Below are 18,652 nucleotides of genomic sequence, written 5' to 3'. Positions count from 1 at the left end.
CCAGTTTAAAAGCTGGCCCGGTTTTTTCTTTTTGATTTATTCCCATCAATCACCCGCAGATGGGACGGGCGTTTACCCGATTTCTTTTTTAACGGGAATGACTGCGGACGTTTTGATTTTGATGAAGTAGCTGATTTGTTTTGCTGCTGATTATATTTGGCTTTTGATTGCTTTACCGCCTGCTTATATTTTTTGGCATCATTTGAATTTGAAGGACCCCTTTTTCTCAGAACAAGAAAATAGAGCAAAGCAAACACAGCTACCCCAAATCCCAGCATTGTCAGTATGTTTGTCAGAAAGGAAGCTGTATTGCTGAATAATTGGGTGACAACACCAATAATGGCCAGCCCTATAATCACATATACCACCAAGGTTCCTTTACTTTTAGGCACCGGGATATCCTCCTTTCCTTCTTCAATACTTATTACCCTTATACCACGTTTACCTGCATTTATATCATTCAATTTAAACCTTTAGGAAAAAACGTGGCACGTTGTATGATAAGACCCTATTTTAATTGTTTCCGTTCACGTTATAAATATGCATCATAATTAAATAATATTTTCATCTTCTATTTTACTAGAAATCGCCTCAGGTAACCACTATTAAGATAGCCTTTTCCGAAAAATGTCATAATTGGATTGGCGGTGTTTGGTAACAATACAAATGGAGGTGTTTTCATGGGAAAGCAAGATAAACAATTGGAACAGAATAAACAGGAAGAACCGTTAAGTATTCTGTCCAGATCACTGCTGACAGGGTTTATCGGGGGATTAATAGGCGGATTTTTTGGGATTGTTCTGTACTTTTTTAACTTCTCAGAGGTGGCCCCCAAGAGTTATCTGCTTCGTTCCTGGCTTACTGCAGACTGGATAGACTCATGGTTAGGTTCGGTTTTGTCGATATTAATGATCGGAATTCTTTCGCTGGCGACAGCGTTTATTTATTTTCTATTATTCAAAAGGATTAATTCGCTCTGGATGGGTGCTGCCTATGGTCTTGCTCTCTGGTTTATCGTATTTTATATTATCCAGCCAATCTTCCCGAACATCCCTCATTTGACAGATCTGAAGTTAATTACAATTGTTTCAACAATCTGCTTATATATATTATACGGTACGTTTATTGGTTTTTCCATCTCTTATGATTATCTTGAAACGAAAATCAGGGCAGAAAAGGAAAGAAAAAGTTAATTTCGGTGTTTAGCATTATTCAATCATTTTAGTTTGTGATAAACTGGAGAAGTCCATAACGATTATGATTGATAAGGGAATGAGTCGTAACATGAGCCGTCTTTTACTTTTGAATGGGCCCAATATTAATTTACTGGGAAAACGCGAAACAGATGTTTACGGGGAATTCACATTACAGACAATTGAAGCGGAACTGACCGAATTAGCGCAGGCTCACGGGGGTGAACTGGACTGTTTTCAATCGAACCATGAAGGGGAATTGATTGATCGTCTGCATCAGGCGAATGAATCCGGCTATGATGGCATCATTTTTAATCCAGCTGCGTATACACATACGAGTATTGCGTTACGCGATGCAATTGCCGCCATTAATAGTCCTGTAATCGAAGTGCATATTTCGAATGTGCATAAACGTGAAGCTTTCCGGCACCAGTCAATGCTCGCGTCCGTTTGTTATGGGCAGATTGTCGGTTTTGGCAAGCAGAGTTATCGACTCGCGGCACAAGCTTTCCTGGAAAAATAAATAGAAAGGGATGATCAGATGGGGAAATTAGACAAAATTCGTGAAAAATTAGAGGCTAAAAACCTGGACGCCATTTTAATTAACAGTCCAATCAACAGAAGATATATAACCGGGTTTACCGGTACAGCAGGAGCGGCAGTTGTCAGTCACAATGATGCACGCTTCATAACAGATTTTCGTTACATAGAACAGGCAAATGAGCAGGCAACTGATTTTACGGTTGTTGAACATAAACAGTTAATCCATCAGGAAATCAATACACAGTTAAAGCAAATGAACGTAAAACGTATCGGGTTTGAAAAAGATCAGGTGACATTTTCGGATTACGAACAATATAAAGAGATGTTCGAGGCTGAATTGGTGCCTGTCAGTGGTCTCGTGGAAGAAATCCGGCTCGTTAAATCAGATGACGAACTGACAATTTTAAAACAGGCAGCTAAAATAGCAGATGACGCATTTGAACATATTCAAACTTATATTAAACCAGGTGTTAAAGAAATTGATATCTCAAATGAACTGGAATTTTTCATACGCAGACAAGGTGCAGCATCATCCAGTTTTGACATTATAGTTGCCTCAGGATATCGAGCAGCCCTTCCGCATGGGGTCGCTTCTGAAAAGGAAATCCAATCGGGGGAATTGGTAACCATGGACTACGGCGCATTGTTGAATGGTTACTGCTCTGATACGACCAGAACAATTGCTGTCGGTGAAATAAATGATGAGCTAAAAACGATTTATAACACTGTTCTGGAAGCACAGTTGCAAGGTGTTGAAGGTATCAAACCGGGCATGACCGGAAAAGAAGCTGATGCCCTCACAAGAGACCATATTAAAGCTAAAGGGTTTGGTGATTATTTTGGCCATTCAACCGGACATGGTCTTGGCATGGAAGTACATGAGGGGCCAAGTCTGTCATTCCGGTCAGACAAACAATTGGAACCTGGGATGGTTGTGACAGTGGAGCCTGGTATTTATGTGCCAAATGTTGGCGGCTGCCGCATAGAAGATGATCTTGTCATCACACAGTCCGGTAATGAAAGACTGACTCGTGCACCAAAAGAATTAATTCAGTTATAAGGCAAGACTGATTCAAACGACTGTTGTTTCCAATACAAAACCCATAAACTGCGACACAGAGTGCTTTGTTGATTTCCGTTTCGGGCAGTCGCGCACCTTAGGGCAACGCTTCAGCCTCCTCGGAAGAAAACCGCTTCCTGCTCAGGTCCAGCTGCCCGCTTTCCCGCAGGAGTCTCCTGCCCTCCACTCCAATCAACAACCACAAGAGAGGTTTAATTAAACAACACAAAATGAGATTATAAACAGCAAACAGCGGAGGAAATACGCGGAGACTCCAGCGGGAGGATAGGCATAGGTGAGACCCCGCAGCGACAAGCGAAACATCAACCGAATAGGCTGCGAGTTGCGAGGAGTGCTGCTTCACCGAAAATTCTTGCAACACGACGAGCATACAGCGCGAGGAGGCTCACCAGCCGCCCTAAGGTGCGCGGAGTGTATTTCCGGAGCGGTGTCATAGCACTCTAATTCTTCATTGTGTCGCAGTTTATATCAGCTGAGAATCCAGAACAACAAAGATTACGAAAAGAGCCATAAATTTTAAGCTTAAGGAGGACTTCGATATGATATCCGTCAATGATTTTAAGACTGGTTTAACAATCGAACTGGATAATGATGCCTGGCAAGTCGTTGATTTTCAGCATGTTAAACCCGGAAAGGGCGCCGCTTTTGTCCGGTCAAAACTCAGAAATGTGCGGACTGGCAATGTCCAGGATAAAACATTCCGGGCTGGTGAGAAAGTTAATAAAGCACATATTGAAAACAGGAAGATGCAATATCTATACGCATCAGGCGACACGCATGCATTTATGGATACAAACACATATGACCAGCTGGAGCTGCAGACTAACCAGATTGAAAACGAATTAAATTTTATGAGGGAAAATATGGAAGTTTCAGTGATAACCTATGAAGGCGAAGTCATCGGTGTTGATCTTCCTAAAAATGTGGAACTGACTGTAACGGAAACAGAACCAGGATTGAAAGGCGATACAGCAAGCGGGGGAACGAAACCCGCAACATTGGAGACCGGTTATACGGTTCAGGTCCCACTCTTCATTAATGAAGGTGACGTCCTGGTCATCAGTACATCGGAAGGTAAATATGTATCCAGAGCATAAATAAGAAAAACTCAGGCCCAGCCTCGCCTTTCCAGAGGTCAGATGCCGGAAGTCGGACTTGAAGAAATCGGCGAATTAGCCGATTTCGGTATTAAAAAACATCATCCAAATGTCATACGTTTTATCCTAAAAAACGGTCCTGTAAGTCAGGGCCGTTTTTTTATGCACTTTTACCGCGCTTGAAAGTCATAATTTATTCTGAAAAACATACATTTACTAACAAGCTATTGTGAAGGTGAGGACATGTGATGGAAGAAATATTGGGTCTGTTCCCGGAAAATATGAGACAAGCTATCCAGAAAAAACTTCATAATCGCTGGGATAGTATGCAGGAGATCCGCTTCAGGCTTCATCAGCCCATTGAGTTAATTTTTGATGACCATAGAGAATGGCTTCAAGGTTTCAGGCCGGACAGAAACGACAGTATATTTGTCTTGAATCAGCTCAGTGAATTTTCTTTATACAGGATGGAAGATGAATTACGTGAAGGGTACGTCACGATAGAGGGCGGTCACCGTGTCGGGTTATCGGGCAAAGTAAACACAATTCATGGACATGTGAAAGCTATCCAGCATATAGCCTTTTTCAATATTCGGATTGCCAAACAAAAAATTGGAGCGGCACTGCCACTCATCCCGTATCTTTATCAGCACGGGTATCTCAACACACTGCTGATAGGCCCGCCGCAAACAGGGAAGACAACGTTAATTCGCGATATAGCCCGTCTGATTGGTTCAGGCTGGAATAAAGCTGACGCCCACAAAGTCGGTATCGTTGATGAACGGTCCGAAATTGGCGGTTCAAAAAAAGGCATTCCACAACATGACCTGGGGATAAGGACTGATGTAATGGATGCATGTCCCAAAGACGAGGGGATGATGATGATGATCAGATCAATGTCCCCCGAAGTATTGATTGTTGATGAAATTGGGAGCCAGTCGGATGTACAAGCTTTAATGGAAGCCATTAATGCCGGTGTGATCGTCATATGTACCATCCACGGCAATTCGCTGGAAGCACTGCAAAAACGCCCATCTTTACAGCCGTTGTTTACAGAACACGTTTTTCACCGGTATGTCTTATTGGACAGGCAGCTCAAACCTGGTGATATTTATCAGGTTTATAATCAAAAAGGCGAAAATCTTTGGCAGAAACCGAGGTGCGTAACGAATGCAGTGGATTGGCGCGCTTCTTTTCATAGGCATGACAACGTTGATAGGCTTTAATATCAGTACAAAATTAAATGAAAGACCAAAGCATATCAGACAAATGAAAAATGCTTTGCAGATTCTGGAGGCGGAAATACTTTATAGTCAGCTGCCCTTACCGGATGTGTTCGCGACAATAGCGATGCAGATTCCGCAGCCTGCGAGTGCATTTTTTAATAAATTGGATGTTTCGCTGCGCAAGCATAATGTTGAATTGTACAGTATTTGGGCCGAGCATGTCGATGTGTTAATGAATACATCTGCACTGGACGCCAATGAGGGTGAAATACTGAAGCAGTTTGGAAGAACACTGGGACAGCATGATTTTGATCAGCAGCAAAAGCATATTCATTTGACGATTAAACACTTGGACCGGGAATTGGATGATGCTCGGGAACAGCAGTATAAATACAGTAAAATGGCAAAAAGTTTAGGTCTTCTGTCTGGTATCTTCATCGTATTGCTGCTTATTTAGAGGGAAAGGAGTACTTCTATGGCTATTGATGCATCCATATTATTTCAAATTGCAGGGATTGGCATTATTGTTGCCCTCATACACACGATATTGAAGCAAATGGGTAAGGAAGAAATCGCACAATTTGCAACACTGGTAGGATTTATTATTGTATTGGTTATTGTCATTGATGGTCTTTCTGATCTATTTGAGCAGATAAAATCCGTATTCCTTTTCCAGGGGTAGTTACAAATGGATATCTTCCAGATCGTCGCTATCGGGATCATTACCAGTATTCTTTACATCGTATTGAAGGAGCTCAATGCTTCCTTTGCCTTTTTTTTAGTACTCATCACGACAATCCTTATCTTTCTGATTGTTATTCAACAAATTGGTGTTATTTTTCAGCTGATTGAGTCATTGGGGAATAGAGCCAATGTTGATGGCATGTATATGGAGACCATCTTAAAAATCATCGGGATAGCTTACATTACAGAGCTTGGAGCTAACCTCACGAAGGATGCCGGCCTCCAGTCGGTAGCAGCCAAAATCGAACTCGCCGGAAAGATATTTATTCTTTTATTGGCTATTCCTATTATTACGGCAGTTATCGAAGCAATCCTGAGCTTCGTCGATTCGGTCTGAATCAGTCCGGGAAAGGGGTTATGCGCTGAGTGAAACGAAATAAGATAGTCGGGATCACTTTCATGTTACTGTTACTCCTGATAGGACAAACGACTGTTTCAGCGGACGAAAATCAGGAAGAAATGAATCCGGAAGATATCGAAGAACAAATACTGAATGATGTTCAGCTTGACGGGGTTGAATCGTACTGGAGCACGCTTATTGATGACTATGGGGGCTATGTACCAGAGCTTGAGAAAACGAGTATCTATGAATTTATTAAAGACAACGGATCTTTTTCCATAGAAAATACATTACGGGGTCTTGTTGAGTATTTGCTGCATGAGCTGATCCTGAATGGGAAATTATTAGGTACACTGCTCATGCTGACATTATTCTCGGTTATTTTACAAACGATGCATACAGCATTTGAAAAAAGTGCGGTCAGTAAAATTGCCTATTATGTTGTCTATATCGTACTGATCTATTTGGCTCTTAACAGTTTTTATTCGGCGGTTTCCTATGCCAGTGATGCGATCGACATGATGAGCAGCTTTATGATTGCTTTATTACCGCTTGTTCTCGGCATTATGGCCACCCTCGGCAATGTTATAACGGTGTCTTTCTTTCATCCGATTATCATATTTCTTATTAACGTGAGTGGCGTACTTGTCTCTAAATTTATTTTGCCGTTATTATTTCTGGCTGCACTTTTACTGATTGTCAGCAGTTTAAATGACAATTATAAAGTTACGAATCTTGCAAATCTGTTCAAACAAGTTGGAATGGGAACATTAGGTGTATTTTTAACAATCTTTCTGGGTGTTATGTCTGTCCAGGGAGCGTCAAGTGCTATTCAGGACGGCGTTGCCATGAAAACAACGAAATTCATTACCGGCAATTTTATACCGGTCGTCGGGAGGACGTTCACGGATGCGACAGACACGATTTTAAGCGCGTCGTTATTATTAAAAAATGCTGTTGGCATTGTCGGTGTATTGATCGTCATATTGATTGCCGTATTTCCGGCGCTGAAAATATTTGCCATTGCTCTTGTTTATAAACTGGCCGCAGCTATCCTGCAGCCTGTTGGTGATGGTCCGGTTATTACAGCATTGGATACAATCGGTAAATATATCGTATTTATTCTTGCCTGTTTATTAGCTGTCACATTAATGTTCTTTCTGTCAATTGTTATTTTAGTTGCCGCAAGCAATATAACAATTCTCCTTCGTTAGGGGGTCGGACAATGGATGTACTGATTGAATGGGTAACACAAATCATCATATTTTTACTGCTGGCATCTGTCGTTGATTTGCTTGTTCCGGCAACTTCAATGAAAAAATATGTCAAATTGGTTGTTGGTCTGATTCTAATTCTCCTAATTTTAAAACCGGTATTTTATTTGTTTGATATGGACATTAGACAGGCACTGGAGGGATCCATGGAACAGATTGAAAGCGAGCAGGATGAGATGGTTCAGACAGAAAATTTAATGAAAACGCAAAAAAGTGAAATACAAGCTTCCCAACATGCATATATTTTAGAACAGATGGCTGTCCAACTGAAAGATTTAGCTAACAGCTCTTTGCAGCAGGAATATGAGCAGGAAATAATACAAATCGATTTGCAAATTTCCGGGGATGCTGACCTTACATATGAAAACCTGGATGAGAACCTGGATGAAATCAATGTAACATTGCAGGAATCACAACCAGGTGAGGGGGGAGTGGATGCAGTTGAAGATGTAGTCATAGATACTGATGAGCCTTCTGAAGAAGAAGTGGATCTTGATGTGGAAGGGATTAAACAACTGCTTCAGGATTTATGGGATGTAGAGAAAGAGAAGATCACCATTATAGGGGAGGGAGGGTCATCTTGAAAAATCAATTAAAAAAACTTTTGCAGAGCTCAGATTCGACAGATAAGCCGTCCAAAAAAGCAGGTTATATTATTGTCATCGGCTTAATGGGATTGTTGTTGATTATCATTGGAAATATATTTTCATCAACAGAAGCTGATGATGATGAACCACCCATTCAAAATAATCAGGACAATGTGGAAGAACAGACTTCCGATGAAACATTTTCAGATAACTCATCCGAAACGTCGAATGTAGGCGAAATCGAAACCAGTTATGAAGACGATCTTCAGAACATGCTGAACCAGATACAAGGTGTTTCTGAAACTGAAGTGATGGTCAATCTCGAGTCAACGCGGGAAAAAGTATTTGAAAAAAATCTGATAAGCAACCAGCAATTAACCGAAGAATCGGATACAAACGGCGGTACGAGAGATATAGAAGATACGCAAGAAGAGTCACAGGTTGTGTTAGTGAATCAGGGAGATAAAGAAGTGCCACTGATTGTCCGAACAGAAAAACCGGATGTAAGGGGGGTTTTCGTTGTTGCTCAAGGGGTTGATCATGCAACAGTAGAAGAATGGGTGGTTGAGGCGGTTTCCCGTGTGCTTGATGTTCCAACACATAGAGTATCTGTAATGCCAAAAAATTAGGAGGGTTTCATAATGTTAAAAAAACAAACGGTATGGCTTTTGACAATGTTAAGTTTAATGATTGTACTAAGCGTTTATTACATGACGTCACCTGATAACGGTGGGGATCTGGCTTATTTTGATCAGGGAGAAAATACGTCAGAGGAAGCAGCTTCTACTGATACTTCAGAGGATGAAGCAACGGAAGGCGAACAGGATGCAAATGTGGATGATATATCCAATTTAGGAGAAGATCAGCTATTCACCACAATAAGGATGGAAATTCAGGATGAGCGCAGTCAATCGAAAGATCGGTTAAACGATGTTGTGGCATCAAGCTCAGCAAGTGTTGAAGAGAAAAATGAGGCCAGAGATGAGATGAATCAGCTTGATGAAATCTCAAGAAAAGAATCGGTTCTGGAAGAGTCCATTATTGCAGCAGCTGATTACAGTGACGTCCTAGTCAGACATGAGGATGATAAAGTTCTTGTCCACGTCAAGCAAACGGAACAGTTGAGCAACTCTGAAGTTGTCAACATTATGCAAATGGTCCGTGATGAGTTTGGAGATGTAACAGTAGATGTGGACTATCAGCCAGCTGAAGGCTAACCTTAATATGTTGATTAAAACCGGGTGGAAAGCGCTCCCGGTTTTTTTATCGAAAAATTTCGGATGATACGGAAATCGGCTAACTCGCCGATTTCTTCAACTCTGACTTACGGCATCTGACCTCTGTAAAGACGAGGCTGGGCCTGAGATTTTCTGATTAACATTCGCATAATCTGATGAAGATTGATATAATGACATTACTGAAACCGTTTCACAAAGAAGTCCCGGTTGATGTTTTAATTCAATTTATCGTAAAATATTAAAGAGGTTGTTCAAAAAGTCCAGTAAAAATGACGCATCGATAGGGGAACTTCTGCTAAAACCGCCCACGTCCTGTGGCGGGCGCAGAAGTCACCACACGCGCGAGAAGCTCGTTGGCTTATTTCTCCGCTCCTTGGAAAAGAAAAACACTTTTCCTGCGTGCTAGAGCGTCTGCTCATGTATCTAAAGGCATACATTCCGCTGCTCGAAACTACGCCGCCTCGAACTTCTCGGTCCTTTTTATCCTCCTTTTTGAACACGCACTTAAAAGGAATTATTAGTACTTGTTATTAAACTGTAATAAACGAAGGGGTGCCAGACATGTTGAAAGTACAGGAAATACGTGAATTAATAAAATTGATCGATCAATCTGCAATTGATGAATTCACTTATGAAACAAATGGGACGACTGTTTCAATGAAAAAATCAAATGGACACACGGTTGCTGCTGCTAATGCCAAATCAGCCGAAACGATCGAGCAGCCGGCAGAACCGGTTAAAACTGCAGAACCTGAAGCAGTCCGAACAGAGCCAAAAGAGGAAAACCTTAAACCCGAAAAATCAGCTGAAGAGAATACAGCGGATTTTGATCAGGAAATTGTTTCGCCAATGGTAGGTACTTTTTATACTAAACCAAATCCGGAAAGCGATGTGTATGTGAAACAAGGTTCAAAGGTCGAAGCAGAAACCGTTGTTTGTATTGTTGAAGCCATGAAACTATTTAATGAGATTGAAGCGGAAACAACCGGGGAAATTACAGAAGTATTGGTAGAAGACGGTGAATTGGTGGAATACGGTCAACCATTATTCAGAGTGAAGACAAAATAAGGGGATGTCATAGGTGATTAAAAAAATACTTATTGCGAATAGAGGGGAAATAGCGGTTCGCATCATACGGGCATGTAAAGAGATGAATATTGTAACCGTTGCTGTTTACTCTGAAGCAGATAAAGATGCCCTGCATGTGCAATTAGCTGATGAGGCCTATTGTATTGGGCCTCCGCTAAGTAAAGACAGTTATTTAAATTTCACGAATATCATGAGTGTCGCGACATTGACAGAAGTCGATGCTATCCACCCGGGATACGGTTTTCTGGCGGAGAATGCTGACTTTGTAGAGATTTGCAATGCTTGTAACATCACATTTATTGGTCCGCCCGCTGAAGCCATTCAGAAAATGGGTATCAAGGATGTTGCACGGGAAACGATGAAAGCAGCTGATGTACCAATCGTACCGGGATCAGAAGGCGTCATTGACAGTGAGGATGAAGGCATTGAAATAGCTGATCAATTAGGCTATCCGGTCATCATTAAAGCAACTGCCGGTGGCGGCGGTAAAGGTATTCGTGTTGCCAGAACAGAAGAAGATCTGATCAAGGGCATACGGGTAACACAGGAAGAAGCTGAAAAATCATTCGGGAACCCAGGTGTTTACCTGGAGAAATTTATTGAGGATTTCCGTCATGTGGAAATCCAGGTTCTGGCCGACCAACACGGTCATATTGTACATCTTGGCGAGCGGGATTGCACAATACAGCGAAGACTTCAAAAATTGATTGAAGAAACACCGTCTCCGGCTTTGACCCCTGAAATCCGTGCACAGATGGGGGAAGCCGCTGTGAAAGCCGCCAAAGCCGTTGACTATGTTGGTGCCGGTACAATTGAATTTATTTTTGACCGGAAGAACCAATCGTTTTATTTTATGGAAATGAATACACGGATACAGGTGGAGCACCCTGTAACTGAAATGGTGACCGGTGTTGATTTAATCAAGGAACAAATCAAAGTAGCCAACAATGCAAAATTGTCTTTTCGGCAGGAAGATCTCGAGTTTGATGGCTGGGCAATGGAGTGCCGGATTAATGCAGAAAGTCCGTTCAAAAATTTCATGCCATCACCGGGTAATATTGATTTATACCTTCCCCCGGGCGGGCTGGGCGTCAGGGTTGATTCAGGTGCATATCCCGGCTATCGTATACCGCCACACTATGATTCAATGGTTGCCAAATTAATTACGTACGGGAAAACAAGAGAAGAAACCATTGACAGAATGAAACGTTCATTGGATGAGTTTGTTGTAGAAGGTGTTGATACCACCATTCCATTTCATCGTCAAATAATGGATCATAACGTTTTTGTGAATGGGGATTTTAACACGAATTTTCTTGAAGAAAATCCGATTATGGAAAAGGATGATGCATAATGGTCGAACAGCCTTTGTTAAACGTTAGTGACGATGCAAATTTAGGTAAAGTCGAGATTGCGCCGGAAGTCATAGAAGTTATTACTGGTATCGCAGCATCTGAAGTGGAAGGTGTGTCAGCAATGCGCGGTAATTTTGCAACTGGTGTTGTTGAGCGATTCGGGAAAAAAACACACGGTAAAGGCGTTAAAGTTGATCTGACTGAAAATGGGATCCTTATTGATTTGTTTGTTGTATTAAATTTTGGTGTATCAATCCCCAAAGTGGCACAGCAGCTTCAGGAAAATATCCGTCAGACGCTAAAGAATATGACAGCGCTGGAAATTGATGAAATTAATGTTCATGTTGTCGGTGTTCATATGGAAGGCACGGATGATAACGAGTAAGGTCAAAAGAAGTATTTCTTTTGACCCTTCTTTTATCGTAATCTCTTTCTGGCTTTTGGGACTGCAATCGTGTTATGATTTGAAAAGATATAAAATAAGAGATGTTCAAGGAAATAAGTGATATGACGTTGTGAACATGTCTTCCAGTCGATTTCCTTCTTTTTGAAGGCTGTTTTCTCAAAGATTGTTGTTTGTTTTTATACACAAAATCCATAAACTGCGAAACAACTTTTGGAATGTGTTTCTCCAATTCTATCGGGACCTGAGTGCTCGTCCGTCGCTGCGGAAAAATACTCCCTTTCCGCGGGGAACGCCTCAGCCTCCTCGCTCGCGGGCCAACACGATGTTGGTCGCGGGAGGCGTTGGCTATTGACGTGGCGAATTTAGCCTTTGTTCCTTGAACGCTCGCTGCGGGGTCTTCAGACTGTTCCTTTCCAGCAGGAGTGTCGCATTTTTCCGCAGCTTCGTGTCGTGTTCTGTTCTAGTGGAGAAGATTCAATATACAGAAAGTCAACACCAGCGGAGTGTATTTCCGAGCGGTGTCATTACACTCAAATATTTCAGTGTTTCGCATTTTATATCGACTACGAGGTTAAAAAGAAACAAAATTTACGAAAAGAGCCTTTTGAGTTTGAATATTGCCAAAGGAGTTATGAATAATGAATCGCCATGCAGCACGAGAAAAAGCAATGCAAATACTATTTCAACTTGATATGAATGACAAACATCCTGAGGAGGCTATTGAGGAACAGCTCGAATCTCTGGAAGTTGATTCTTACTTACAAAGTCTTGTTGAAGGTGTAGCCGAGTATAAAAGCAGGATAGACAACACGATAGCGGAACATCTGGAAAACTGGACCATTGACCGGATTGCCTCTGTGGAAAAAACAGTTTTGCGTATTGCTGTTTTTGAGCTCAACTACCGGGAAGATATACCTGTCAATGTGTCCATTAATGAAGCGGTAGAGCTTGCTGGTTTATATGGGGATGAAAAATCGGGAAAGTTTGTAAATGGTGTATTATCAAAAATAATTGCATAGAGAGGGGATAAAAGCTATGCCAGCCACAGTGATTGATGGGAAAGAACTTGGACAAACACTTAGGGGAGACATGACAAAGGAAGTATCACAGCTTAAGGAACAAGGAATCACGCCACATTTAACGGTCATTATAGTTGGCGATGATCCGGCATCAAAATCGTATGTAAATGGCAAAAAGAAAGCCACAGCGCAAACAGGTATCGCTTCTGATGTTATTGAAATGCCATCTTCAACCTCCGAGGCCGAACTTCTGGAAAAAATTAATGATCTGAATCATGAGGAATCAGTTCATGGCATTCTGGTACAGCTTCCACTGCCGGATCACATTAATGAACAGACGGTTATTGAAACGATTAGCCCTCATAAAGATGTAGACGGTTTTCACCCGATTAATATTGGCAATATGATGGCAGGCAATGATACGTTTCTGCCGTGTACTCCTTACGGCATCATCAAAATGCTCCATTCGTACGGTATACAGATAAAGGGCAAACATGCAGTTGTGATCGGACGGAGTAATATCGTCGGAAAGCCGGTGGGACAATTGCTTCTGAATGAGCATGCAACTGTTACATATTGCCACTCAAGAACACACAACCTTACTGATTTTACCACAAGCGCAGATATCCTTATTGCGGCTGTGGGAAAACCGAATGTCATTCGTGCTGAGCATATTAAGCAAGGTGCAGCCATTATCGATGTTGGCATCAATCGCCAGGATGACGGATCACTGACCGGGGATGTTGACTTTGCATCTGCGGCTGAAAAAGCTTCTTATATAACACCCGTCCCTAAAGGGGTAGGACCAATGACCATTACGATGCTGCTGCAGAATACGATCAAAGCTGCTAAAGGACTGTCACGTTTTGGAAGATAAATATTTAACGGTTACAGCCCTCACAAAATATATAAAACGTAAATTCACAACCGATCCTCATTTAAAAAACATTTGGCTGAAAGGTGAAATATCAAATTTTAAACACCATAGCCGCGGCCATATGTACTTAACGATTAAAGATGATCATGCACGTATCCAGGCAGTTATGTTTGCGGGTAATAACCGCAGATTGAAATTCCAGCCTGAAAATGGCATGAATGTACTCGTGCGGGGTGAAATTGGAGTCTTTGAACAATTTGGCCAATATCAGCTGTATATTCAGCAAATGGAGCCGGATGGGATTGGGTCACTGTATTTAGCATTTGAGCAGTTAAAAGAAAAATTACATAAACAGGGTTATTTTGATAAGCAGTATAAAAAAGAGCTGCCAAAATTCCCGGAACATATAGGTATCATTACATCGTCTACAGGAGCCGCTGTACGTGATATTATTACGACAATTAAGCGCAGATACCCAATCGTTCAAACAACAACCATTCCAGCTTTAGTACAAGGTGTGAACGCTCCTGCGTCAATTGCTGATGCTATAAACACGGCTAATCAACAAACCAGTTGTGATGTTTTAATCGTCGGAAGAGGCGGGGGTTCAATTGAAGAATTGTGGAGTTTTAATGAAGAGATTGTAGCTAAAGCTATTTTCAATTCGACGATACCCATTATTTCTGCTGTCGGACACGAGACAGATATTACGATAAGTGATTATGCAGCTGATGTAAGAGCGCCGACTCCAACAGGTGCAGCTGAAATTGCAGTTCCATCCCAGCTGGAACTTTTGGAAAAGCTAAGCAATTTACAGCGTTCGTTAACACGAATAATCAGTGAACAAACAGCAACTTCCAGGCAAAACTTAAATCGAATGAAACAGTCATACGCATTTCGCTATCCTGAGCAATTAATCGTACAAAAAGAGCAGGAATTGGACAAACACGTGGAACGTCTTGAAAAGGCATTTAACCATGAATGGCGGCGGAAACATGAATTGCTGACACATCTGAATTCACGCCTGGAGGCACTCCATCCCAATCGGCAAATTGACCGTACCGCAAAGGAATTGAAGCAACTGAATAAACAAGTCAATTATGTGATGACAAAACAGGTAGAGCAAAACCGGGATAGACTGCAAAATGCAATTGAAAAATTAACGCTTCTGAATCCACTGGAAACGATGAAGCGCGGTTATGCAATCACCTATTCAGTATCAGGTAAGCTTCTTAAATCAGTTCAGCATGCAGCTGTATCTGATGAAATAGCTGTCAGGCTGTCCGATGGAAAATTGGAGTGCCGTGTGTTGGATATAAAGGAGGATAACAATGGAAGAGGAGAATAATCTGTCGTTTGAAGAGGCGATGCTTGAATTGGAAAAAATAGTGGAAAAGCTGGAAAAAGGAGATGTGCCTTTAGAAAAAGCAATCTCATACTATCAAGAGGGCATGCAGCTTTCTAAAATCTGCAATGATAAGTTAACGAATGTTCAGGAAAAGATGACAAAAATCATGAACGAGCAAGGTCAGTTTGAAACGTTTGAAATACAGGAGGAAGAATGATCGTGAACCAGGAACTTAATGATCTCATTGCAACTAACAGGGAGATTATTCAGCGTGAACTTCAGGAACATTTGGATAAATTGGAGATTCCTGAGCGTCTGAAAGCTTCAATGGTTTACTCGATAGAAGCCGGTGGTAAACGATTAAGGCCCGCACTTTTAATAGCGAGTTTTTATGCCTATAACCATAATATAAACAAAGTGCTTTCATCTGCTGCCGCACTGGAAATGATTCATACCTACTCTCTGATTCATGATGATTTGCCGGCTATGGATGATGATGATATTCGGCGCGGACTGCCGACAAATCATAAGAAATTCGATGAAGCAACAGCTATTCTGGCTGGTGATGCTTTATTGACATTCAGTTTTGACTTGATTACAAATGATCCACTTTTAACCGACAGGCAAAAAGTGCAGCTTGTTCAACTGCTTTCAGAGGGCAGTGGTCCTAAAGGAATGATCGCTGGGCAATTCCTTGACATGGAAGCGGAAAAAAAAGCTGTTACGCTGGAAGAGCTTGAAAACATCCATACGCTTAAAACCGGGGAATTGTTCCGCTTTGCGATCCGTTCAGGTGCTTTCCTCGGTGAAGCAACAGATGAACAAATAAGACACTTGGATGAATATGCGCATTTTCTCGGACTCATTTTTCAGGTTCAGGATGACATTTTGGATGTCACAGGAGATCCTGATAAAATCGGAAAACCGGTCGGAAGCGATGAAGATAATGAAAAAAACACTTATGTCCGATTACTGGGGCTCAATGGCGCGATCGACAAAAAGAATCATTACGTACAACGTGCCAAACAAGCATTGAATAAGGCTGATGCTGAAGCATCTCATTTAATGTCGCTGATTGACTATTTCAGTAAACGGGATCATTAATTTCACTGGTTTTTTATTATGCACCATGTTATAATTGAATCACAAAGGGATGGTGCAGTATTCTAGTCAGCCCTCCGTTCCTGAAGGCGGGCCTAAAAATCCGCTTAAGGGCATATCGATGAAGTTCCTTGTGCCGGCTTGGGGCGCCCAGCCTGGGGTCGGTGCTGGGAGTTAAGGTTTTCGGGCGATCCGCAAAGGCATGTGGGCGTTGACCCGATTACCGTGGAGGCCCATATCTGTAATGGCATCTAAGGCTAGGTGTTATTATGGAATGGGGTATGAACCTGTGGTATAGGGATGGGAACCTTATTCACAGCGTAGCCTGCCTTGAGTGGTGGTGAGGGGATTAGAGTTTTAATCGACATTTACGGTTGGCCGCCGATTTGTTGATGGTCTCTATGAAATCATCACTGCAAAAGAGGATAGGGAGCGGTCAAAGGCTGTTGAGGAAAACTCCTAGACTGTTCTGTGACATTTAAAGGGCATTATAGTGCGGACTAAGTGGCAATCCAGTCCGGCATTCGGAGACGGTGCCGAGGCGGATTTAAAGGGGAACCGCCCTGATGGCAACATAGGGTATCCGCTTGGGAAAACCTACTGGACCTAAGCCGCAGTTTTTACCTTTTAAATGACCATTCCTCCTTGTACATATTTTTTTTAAATAGGAGCTAAAATGAGTCCACAAGTTAAAAGTTCTGTGAAATTCAGTGTTACCATTGCCGTTATCACGTTTGTGCTAGCGGCTATTTTTTCAGTCGTTTCTGAATCGGTGCTCAGCAATGTTATCTGGATGATTGGGTTATTGATTGTGTTTATAATAGTATTGGCAGGGGTCATCTTTGATATGATGGGAATAGCTGCCACCTCGGCTGTTGAAAAACCATTTCATGCGATGGCGGCTGAAAAGGTTTCCGGTGCTAAAGAAGCTGTTAATATTATCCGTAATGCCGATAAATTTGCCAGCTTTTGTAATGATGTGATTGGAGATATAGCTGGTGTTGTCAGTGGCACAGCATCGGCAACCGTCGTATTGCAAATTGCGAATATTTTTGGTGAAGGAGACGGCTCTACCATACAGATTGTTTTGTCAGTTGTGATGACAAGCCTTGTTGCTGCACTGACTGTGGGCGGAAAGGCACTGGGAAAATATGCTGCCATCACAGCATCAACTAAAATCATATTTTTTGCCGGGAAAGCAGTGGCATTCATCGAGAAAAACTTTAAAATAAAGCTGCTTCCGGATGAAAATAAAACTGCAAGGTAGAATTCATGAATAAAGGGTATCAATTATGAAAAAACGTTTGGATGTTTTGTTGGTTGAGCGGCAATTGGCTGAAACCAGGGAAAAAGCAAAAAGGCTTATTATGGCGGGCCTTATTTTCACTGAGAATCACCGTCTTGATAAACCGGGAATGAAAATCGATGCGTCTGTTCCTTTGACTCTAAAGGGACAATCCATTCCATATGTCGGTCGCGGCGGTTTAAAACTTGAAAAAGCGCTGGATGATTTTTCCATCAACCTTAAAAAAAGAACGATGATGGATGTTGGTTCCTCTACCGGCGGTTTCACTGATTGTGCACTGAAGTACGGTGCACAGCTTTGTTATGCCATTGATACAGGCTATAATCAGCTGAATTGGAAGCTGCGCAATGATGAACGGGTCATTGTCATGGAACGGACGAATTTTCGCTACGTAACACCGGATATGATTCAGCATGGTCAGCCGGATTTTGCAACAATTGACGTCTCATTTATCTCCCTGACATTAATTTTACCGGTATTGCGTCAGCTGCTGAAATCTGGCAGTGATGTAATTGCTCTCATTAAGCCTCAATTTGAAGCCGGGCGTGATCAGGTTGGTAAAAAAGGTATTGTCCGGGATAGAAGGATACACTTGAGTGTTTTAGAGAAGATCATCGTGTTTGCCGAACAGGAAGGCTATCAACTGATTGACCTAACGTATTCACCGATAACAGGCGGAGATGGCAACATTGAATTTTTAGCCCATTTAGGCTGGAAAAAGGATGAATCCGAAATCAATAAACGGGATGTTGTATTGAAAGAACTGGTGGAAAGAGCTCACGATGCGTTTCAGGCAAAGAAAACAGAGTGACCGGTCAGAAATGGAGG

At 41.9% G+C, this 18,652-nt stretch carries 23 protein-coding genes; 22 read left to right on the top strand and 1 reads right to left on the bottom strand.

What is annotated here, in order from left to right; translation table 11 throughout:
- Positions 1-5 precede the first annotated feature (5 nt).
- Positions 6-392 (bottom strand): SA1362 family protein, encoded by a 387-nt coding sequence (locus Len3610_RS06535; RefSeq protein WP_176447244.1) that lies wholly within the window; start codon positions 390-392, stop codon positions 6-8.
- A gap of 288 nt (positions 393-680) precedes the next feature.
- On the opposite strand from Len3610_RS06535, the gene Len3610_RS06530 reads away from it, so the two are divergent.
- The 22 genes from Len3610_RS06530 (at position 681) to Len3610_RS06425 (ending at position 18,635) form a co-directional block, all read left to right on the top strand.
- Complete coding sequence (locus Len3610_RS06530) at positions 681-1,193, top strand: YqhR family membrane protein (protein ID WP_176447243.1); 513 nt, start codon at positions 681-683, stop codon at positions 1,191-1,193.
- Positions 1,194-1,284: 91 nt separating this feature from the next.
- On the top strand, positions 1,285-1,716 hold the full coding sequence (aroQ, locus tag Len3610_RS06525; protein WP_176447242.1) for a type II 3-dehydroquinate dehydratase: 432 nt from the start codon (positions 1,285-1,287) through the stop codon (positions 1,714-1,716).
- Between the two features lie 18 nt (positions 1,717-1,734).
- A complete protein-coding gene (locus tag Len3610_RS06520) occupies positions 1,735-2,796 on the top strand; it encodes a M24 family metallopeptidase (RefSeq protein WP_176447241.1) in 1,062 nt (353 codons plus the stop codon).
- A 560-nt stretch (positions 2,797-3,356) separates the two neighbouring features.
- Positions 3,357-3,914, top strand: a complete 558-nt coding sequence (gene efp / locus Len3610_RS06515; protein ID WP_176447240.1) for an elongation factor P — start codon at positions 3,357-3,359, stop codon at positions 3,912-3,914.
- A 248-nt stretch (positions 3,915-4,162) separates the two neighbouring features.
- Positions 4,163-5,140: a stage III sporulation protein AA gene (spoIIIAA, locus tag Len3610_RS06510; RefSeq protein WP_176447239.1), complete on the top strand. Its 978-nt coding sequence runs from the start codon at positions 4,163-4,165 to the stop codon at positions 5,138-5,140.
- Complete coding sequence (gene spoIIIAB, locus Len3610_RS06505) at positions 5,085-5,597, top strand: stage III sporulation protein SpoIIIAB (protein WP_176447238.1); 513 nt, start codon at positions 5,085-5,087, stop codon at positions 5,595-5,597. Before spoIIIAA ends, spoIIIAB begins: the two co-directional genes overlap by 56 nt.
- 18 nt (positions 5,598-5,615) lie before the next feature.
- A complete protein-coding gene (spoIIIAC, locus tag Len3610_RS06500; protein WP_176447237.1) occupies positions 5,616-5,822 on the top strand; it encodes a stage III sporulation protein AC in 207 nt (68 codons plus the stop codon).
- A gap of 6 nt (positions 5,823-5,828) precedes the next feature.
- Positions 5,829-6,221 carry a stage III sporulation protein AD gene (gene spoIIIAD / locus Len3610_RS06495; protein WP_176447236.1) on the top strand — a complete coding sequence of 131 codons (393 nt, stop codon included), beginning with the start codon at positions 5,829-5,831 and terminating at the stop codon, positions 6,219-6,221.
- Between the two features lie 29 nt (positions 6,222-6,250).
- Positions 6,251-7,438 (top strand): stage III sporulation protein AE, encoded by a 1,188-nt coding sequence (gene spoIIIAE / locus Len3610_RS06490; RefSeq protein ID WP_255259814.1) that lies wholly within the window; start codon positions 6,251-6,253, stop codon positions 7,436-7,438.
- 11 nt (positions 7,439-7,449) lie between these two features.
- Positions 7,450-8,082 (top strand): stage III sporulation protein AF, encoded by a 633-nt coding sequence (gene spoIIIAF, locus Len3610_RS06485; protein WP_176447235.1) that lies wholly within the window; start codon positions 7,450-7,452, stop codon positions 8,080-8,082.
- Positions 8,079-8,714 (top strand): stage III sporulation protein AG, encoded by a 636-nt coding sequence (spoIIIAG, locus tag Len3610_RS06480; RefSeq protein WP_255259813.1) that lies wholly within the window; start codon positions 8,079-8,081, stop codon positions 8,712-8,714. The genes spoIIIAF and spoIIIAG overlap by 4 nt, the downstream gene beginning before the upstream one ends.
- Positions 8,715-8,726: 12 nt before the next feature.
- The gene (locus Len3610_RS06475) at positions 8,727-9,302 is read left to right on the top strand and encodes a SpoIIIAH-like family protein (RefSeq protein ID WP_176447233.1); all 576 of its coding nucleotides are present in this window, start codon (positions 8,727-8,729) and stop codon (positions 9,300-9,302) included.
- Between the two features lie 582 nt (positions 9,303-9,884).
- Positions 9,885-10,391 carry an acetyl-CoA carboxylase biotin carboxyl carrier protein gene (accB, locus tag Len3610_RS06470; RefSeq protein ID WP_176447232.1) on the top strand — a complete coding sequence of 169 codons (507 nt, stop codon included), beginning with the start codon at positions 9,885-9,887 and terminating at the stop codon, positions 10,389-10,391.
- A 13-nt stretch (positions 10,392-10,404) separates the two neighbouring features.
- Positions 10,405-11,766 carry an acetyl-CoA carboxylase biotin carboxylase subunit gene (accC, locus tag Len3610_RS06465; protein ID WP_176447231.1) on the top strand — a complete coding sequence of 454 codons (1,362 nt, stop codon included), beginning with the start codon at positions 10,405-10,407 and terminating at the stop codon, positions 11,764-11,766.
- Positions 11,766-12,152 (top strand): Asp23/Gls24 family envelope stress response protein, encoded by a 387-nt coding sequence (locus tag Len3610_RS06460; protein ID WP_176447230.1) that lies wholly within the window; start codon positions 11,766-11,768, stop codon positions 12,150-12,152. Before accC ends, Len3610_RS06460 begins: the two co-directional genes overlap by 1 nt.
- Before the next feature lie 659 nt (positions 12,153-12,811).
- The gene (gene nusB / locus Len3610_RS06455) at positions 12,812-13,192 is read left to right on the top strand and encodes a transcription antitermination factor NusB (protein WP_176447229.1); all 381 of its coding nucleotides are present in this window, start codon (positions 12,812-12,814) and stop codon (positions 13,190-13,192) included.
- Between the two features lie 16 nt (positions 13,193-13,208).
- A complete protein-coding gene (gene folD, locus Len3610_RS06450; RefSeq protein ID WP_176447228.1) occupies positions 13,209-14,069 on the top strand; it encodes a bifunctional methylenetetrahydrofolate dehydrogenase/methenyltetrahydrofolate cyclohydrolase FolD in 861 nt (286 codons plus the stop codon).
- Entirely contained in the window at positions 14,059-15,417 is a 1,359-nt protein-coding gene (xseA, locus tag Len3610_RS06445) for an exodeoxyribonuclease VII large subunit (protein WP_176447227.1), read from the top strand. The genes folD and xseA overlap by 11 nt, the downstream gene beginning before the upstream one ends.
- Entirely contained in the window at positions 15,401-15,634 is a 234-nt protein-coding gene (locus Len3610_RS06440) for an exodeoxyribonuclease VII small subunit (RefSeq protein WP_176447226.1), read from the top strand. Before xseA ends, Len3610_RS06440 begins: the two co-directional genes overlap by 17 nt.
- On the top strand, positions 15,631-16,521 hold the full coding sequence (locus Len3610_RS06435; protein ID WP_176447225.1) for a polyprenyl synthetase family protein: 891 nt from the start codon (positions 15,631-15,633) through the stop codon (positions 16,519-16,521). Before Len3610_RS06440 ends, Len3610_RS06435 begins: the two co-directional genes overlap by 4 nt.
- A 673-nt stretch (positions 16,522-17,194) precedes the next feature.
- Positions 17,195-17,785, top strand: coding sequence for a hypothetical protein (locus Len3610_RS06430; RefSeq protein WP_176447224.1), 591 nt, complete (start codon positions 17,195-17,197; stop codon positions 17,783-17,785).
- A 25-nt stretch (positions 17,786-17,810) separates the two neighbouring features.
- Complete coding sequence (locus Len3610_RS06425; RefSeq protein WP_176447223.1) at positions 17,811-18,635, top strand: TlyA family RNA methyltransferase; 825 nt, start codon at positions 17,811-17,813, stop codon at positions 18,633-18,635.
- The last annotated feature ends 17 nt before the right edge of the window (positions 18,636-18,652 follow it).

Origin of the sequence: Lentibacillus sp. CBA3610, from assembly GCF_013373365.1 — a bacterium.
Classification (GTDB): Bacteria; Bacillota; Bacilli; order Bacillales; family Amphibacillaceae; genus Lentibacillus.
Note: the sequence above shows the minus strand (reverse complement) of the source record. Positions and strands in the feature narration are given on the sequence as shown.

Excerpts from the sequence above, each read along its gene's own strand:
- Len3610_RS06530 (WP_176447243.1), top strand. The coding sequence starts at position 681 with ATGGGAAAGCAAGATAAACAATTGGAACAGAATAAACAGGAAGAACCG.
- aroQ (WP_176447242.1), top strand. The coding sequence starts at position 1,285 with ATGAGCCGTCTTTTACTTTTGAATGGGCCCAATATTAATTTACTGGGA.
- Len3610_RS06520 (WP_176447241.1), top strand. The coding sequence starts at position 1,735 with ATGGGGAAATTAGACAAAATTCGTGAAAAATTAGAGGCTAAAAACCTG.
- efp (WP_176447240.1), top strand. The coding sequence starts at position 3,357 with ATGATATCCGTCAATGATTTTAAGACTGGTTTAACAATCGAACTGGAT.
- spoIIIAA (WP_176447239.1), top strand. The coding sequence starts at position 4,163 with ATGGAAGAAATATTGGGTCTGTTCCCGGAAAATATGAGACAAGCTATC.
- spoIIIAB (WP_176447238.1), top strand. The coding sequence starts at position 5,085 with ATGCAGTGGATTGGCGCGCTTCTTTTCATAGGCATGACAACGTTGATA.
- spoIIIAC (WP_176447237.1), top strand. The coding sequence starts at position 5,616 with ATGGCTATTGATGCATCCATATTATTTCAAATTGCAGGGATTGGCATT.
- spoIIIAD (WP_176447236.1), top strand. The coding sequence starts at position 5,829 with ATGGATATCTTCCAGATCGTCGCTATCGGGATCATTACCAGTATTCTT.
- spoIIIAF (WP_176447235.1), top strand. The coding sequence starts at position 7,450 with ATGGATGTACTGATTGAATGGGTAACACAAATCATCATATTTTTACTG.
- Len3610_RS06475 (WP_176447233.1), top strand. The coding sequence starts at position 8,727 with ATGTTAAAAAAACAAACGGTATGGCTTTTGACAATGTTAAGTTTAATG.
- accB (WP_176447232.1), top strand. The coding sequence starts at position 9,885 with ATGTTGAAAGTACAGGAAATACGTGAATTAATAAAATTGATCGATCAA.
- Len3610_RS06460 (WP_176447230.1), top strand. The coding sequence starts at position 11,766 with ATGGTCGAACAGCCTTTGTTAAACGTTAGTGACGATGCAAATTTAGGT.
- nusB (WP_176447229.1), top strand. The coding sequence starts at position 12,812 with ATGAATCGCCATGCAGCACGAGAAAAAGCAATGCAAATACTATTTCAA.
- folD (WP_176447228.1), top strand. The coding sequence starts at position 13,209 with ATGCCAGCCACAGTGATTGATGGGAAAGAACTTGGACAAACACTTAGG.
- Len3610_RS06440 (WP_176447226.1), top strand. The coding sequence starts at position 15,401 with ATGGAAGAGGAGAATAATCTGTCGTTTGAAGAGGCGATGCTTGAATTG.
- Len3610_RS06435 (WP_176447225.1), top strand. The coding sequence starts at position 15,631 with ATGATCGTGAACCAGGAACTTAATGATCTCATTGCAACTAACAGGGAG.
- Len3610_RS06430 (WP_176447224.1), top strand. The coding sequence starts at position 17,195 with ATGAGTCCACAAGTTAAAAGTTCTGTGAAATTCAGTGTTACCATTGCC.
- Len3610_RS06425 (WP_176447223.1), top strand. The coding sequence starts at position 17,811 with ATGAAAAAACGTTTGGATGTTTTGTTGGTTGAGCGGCAATTGGCTGAA.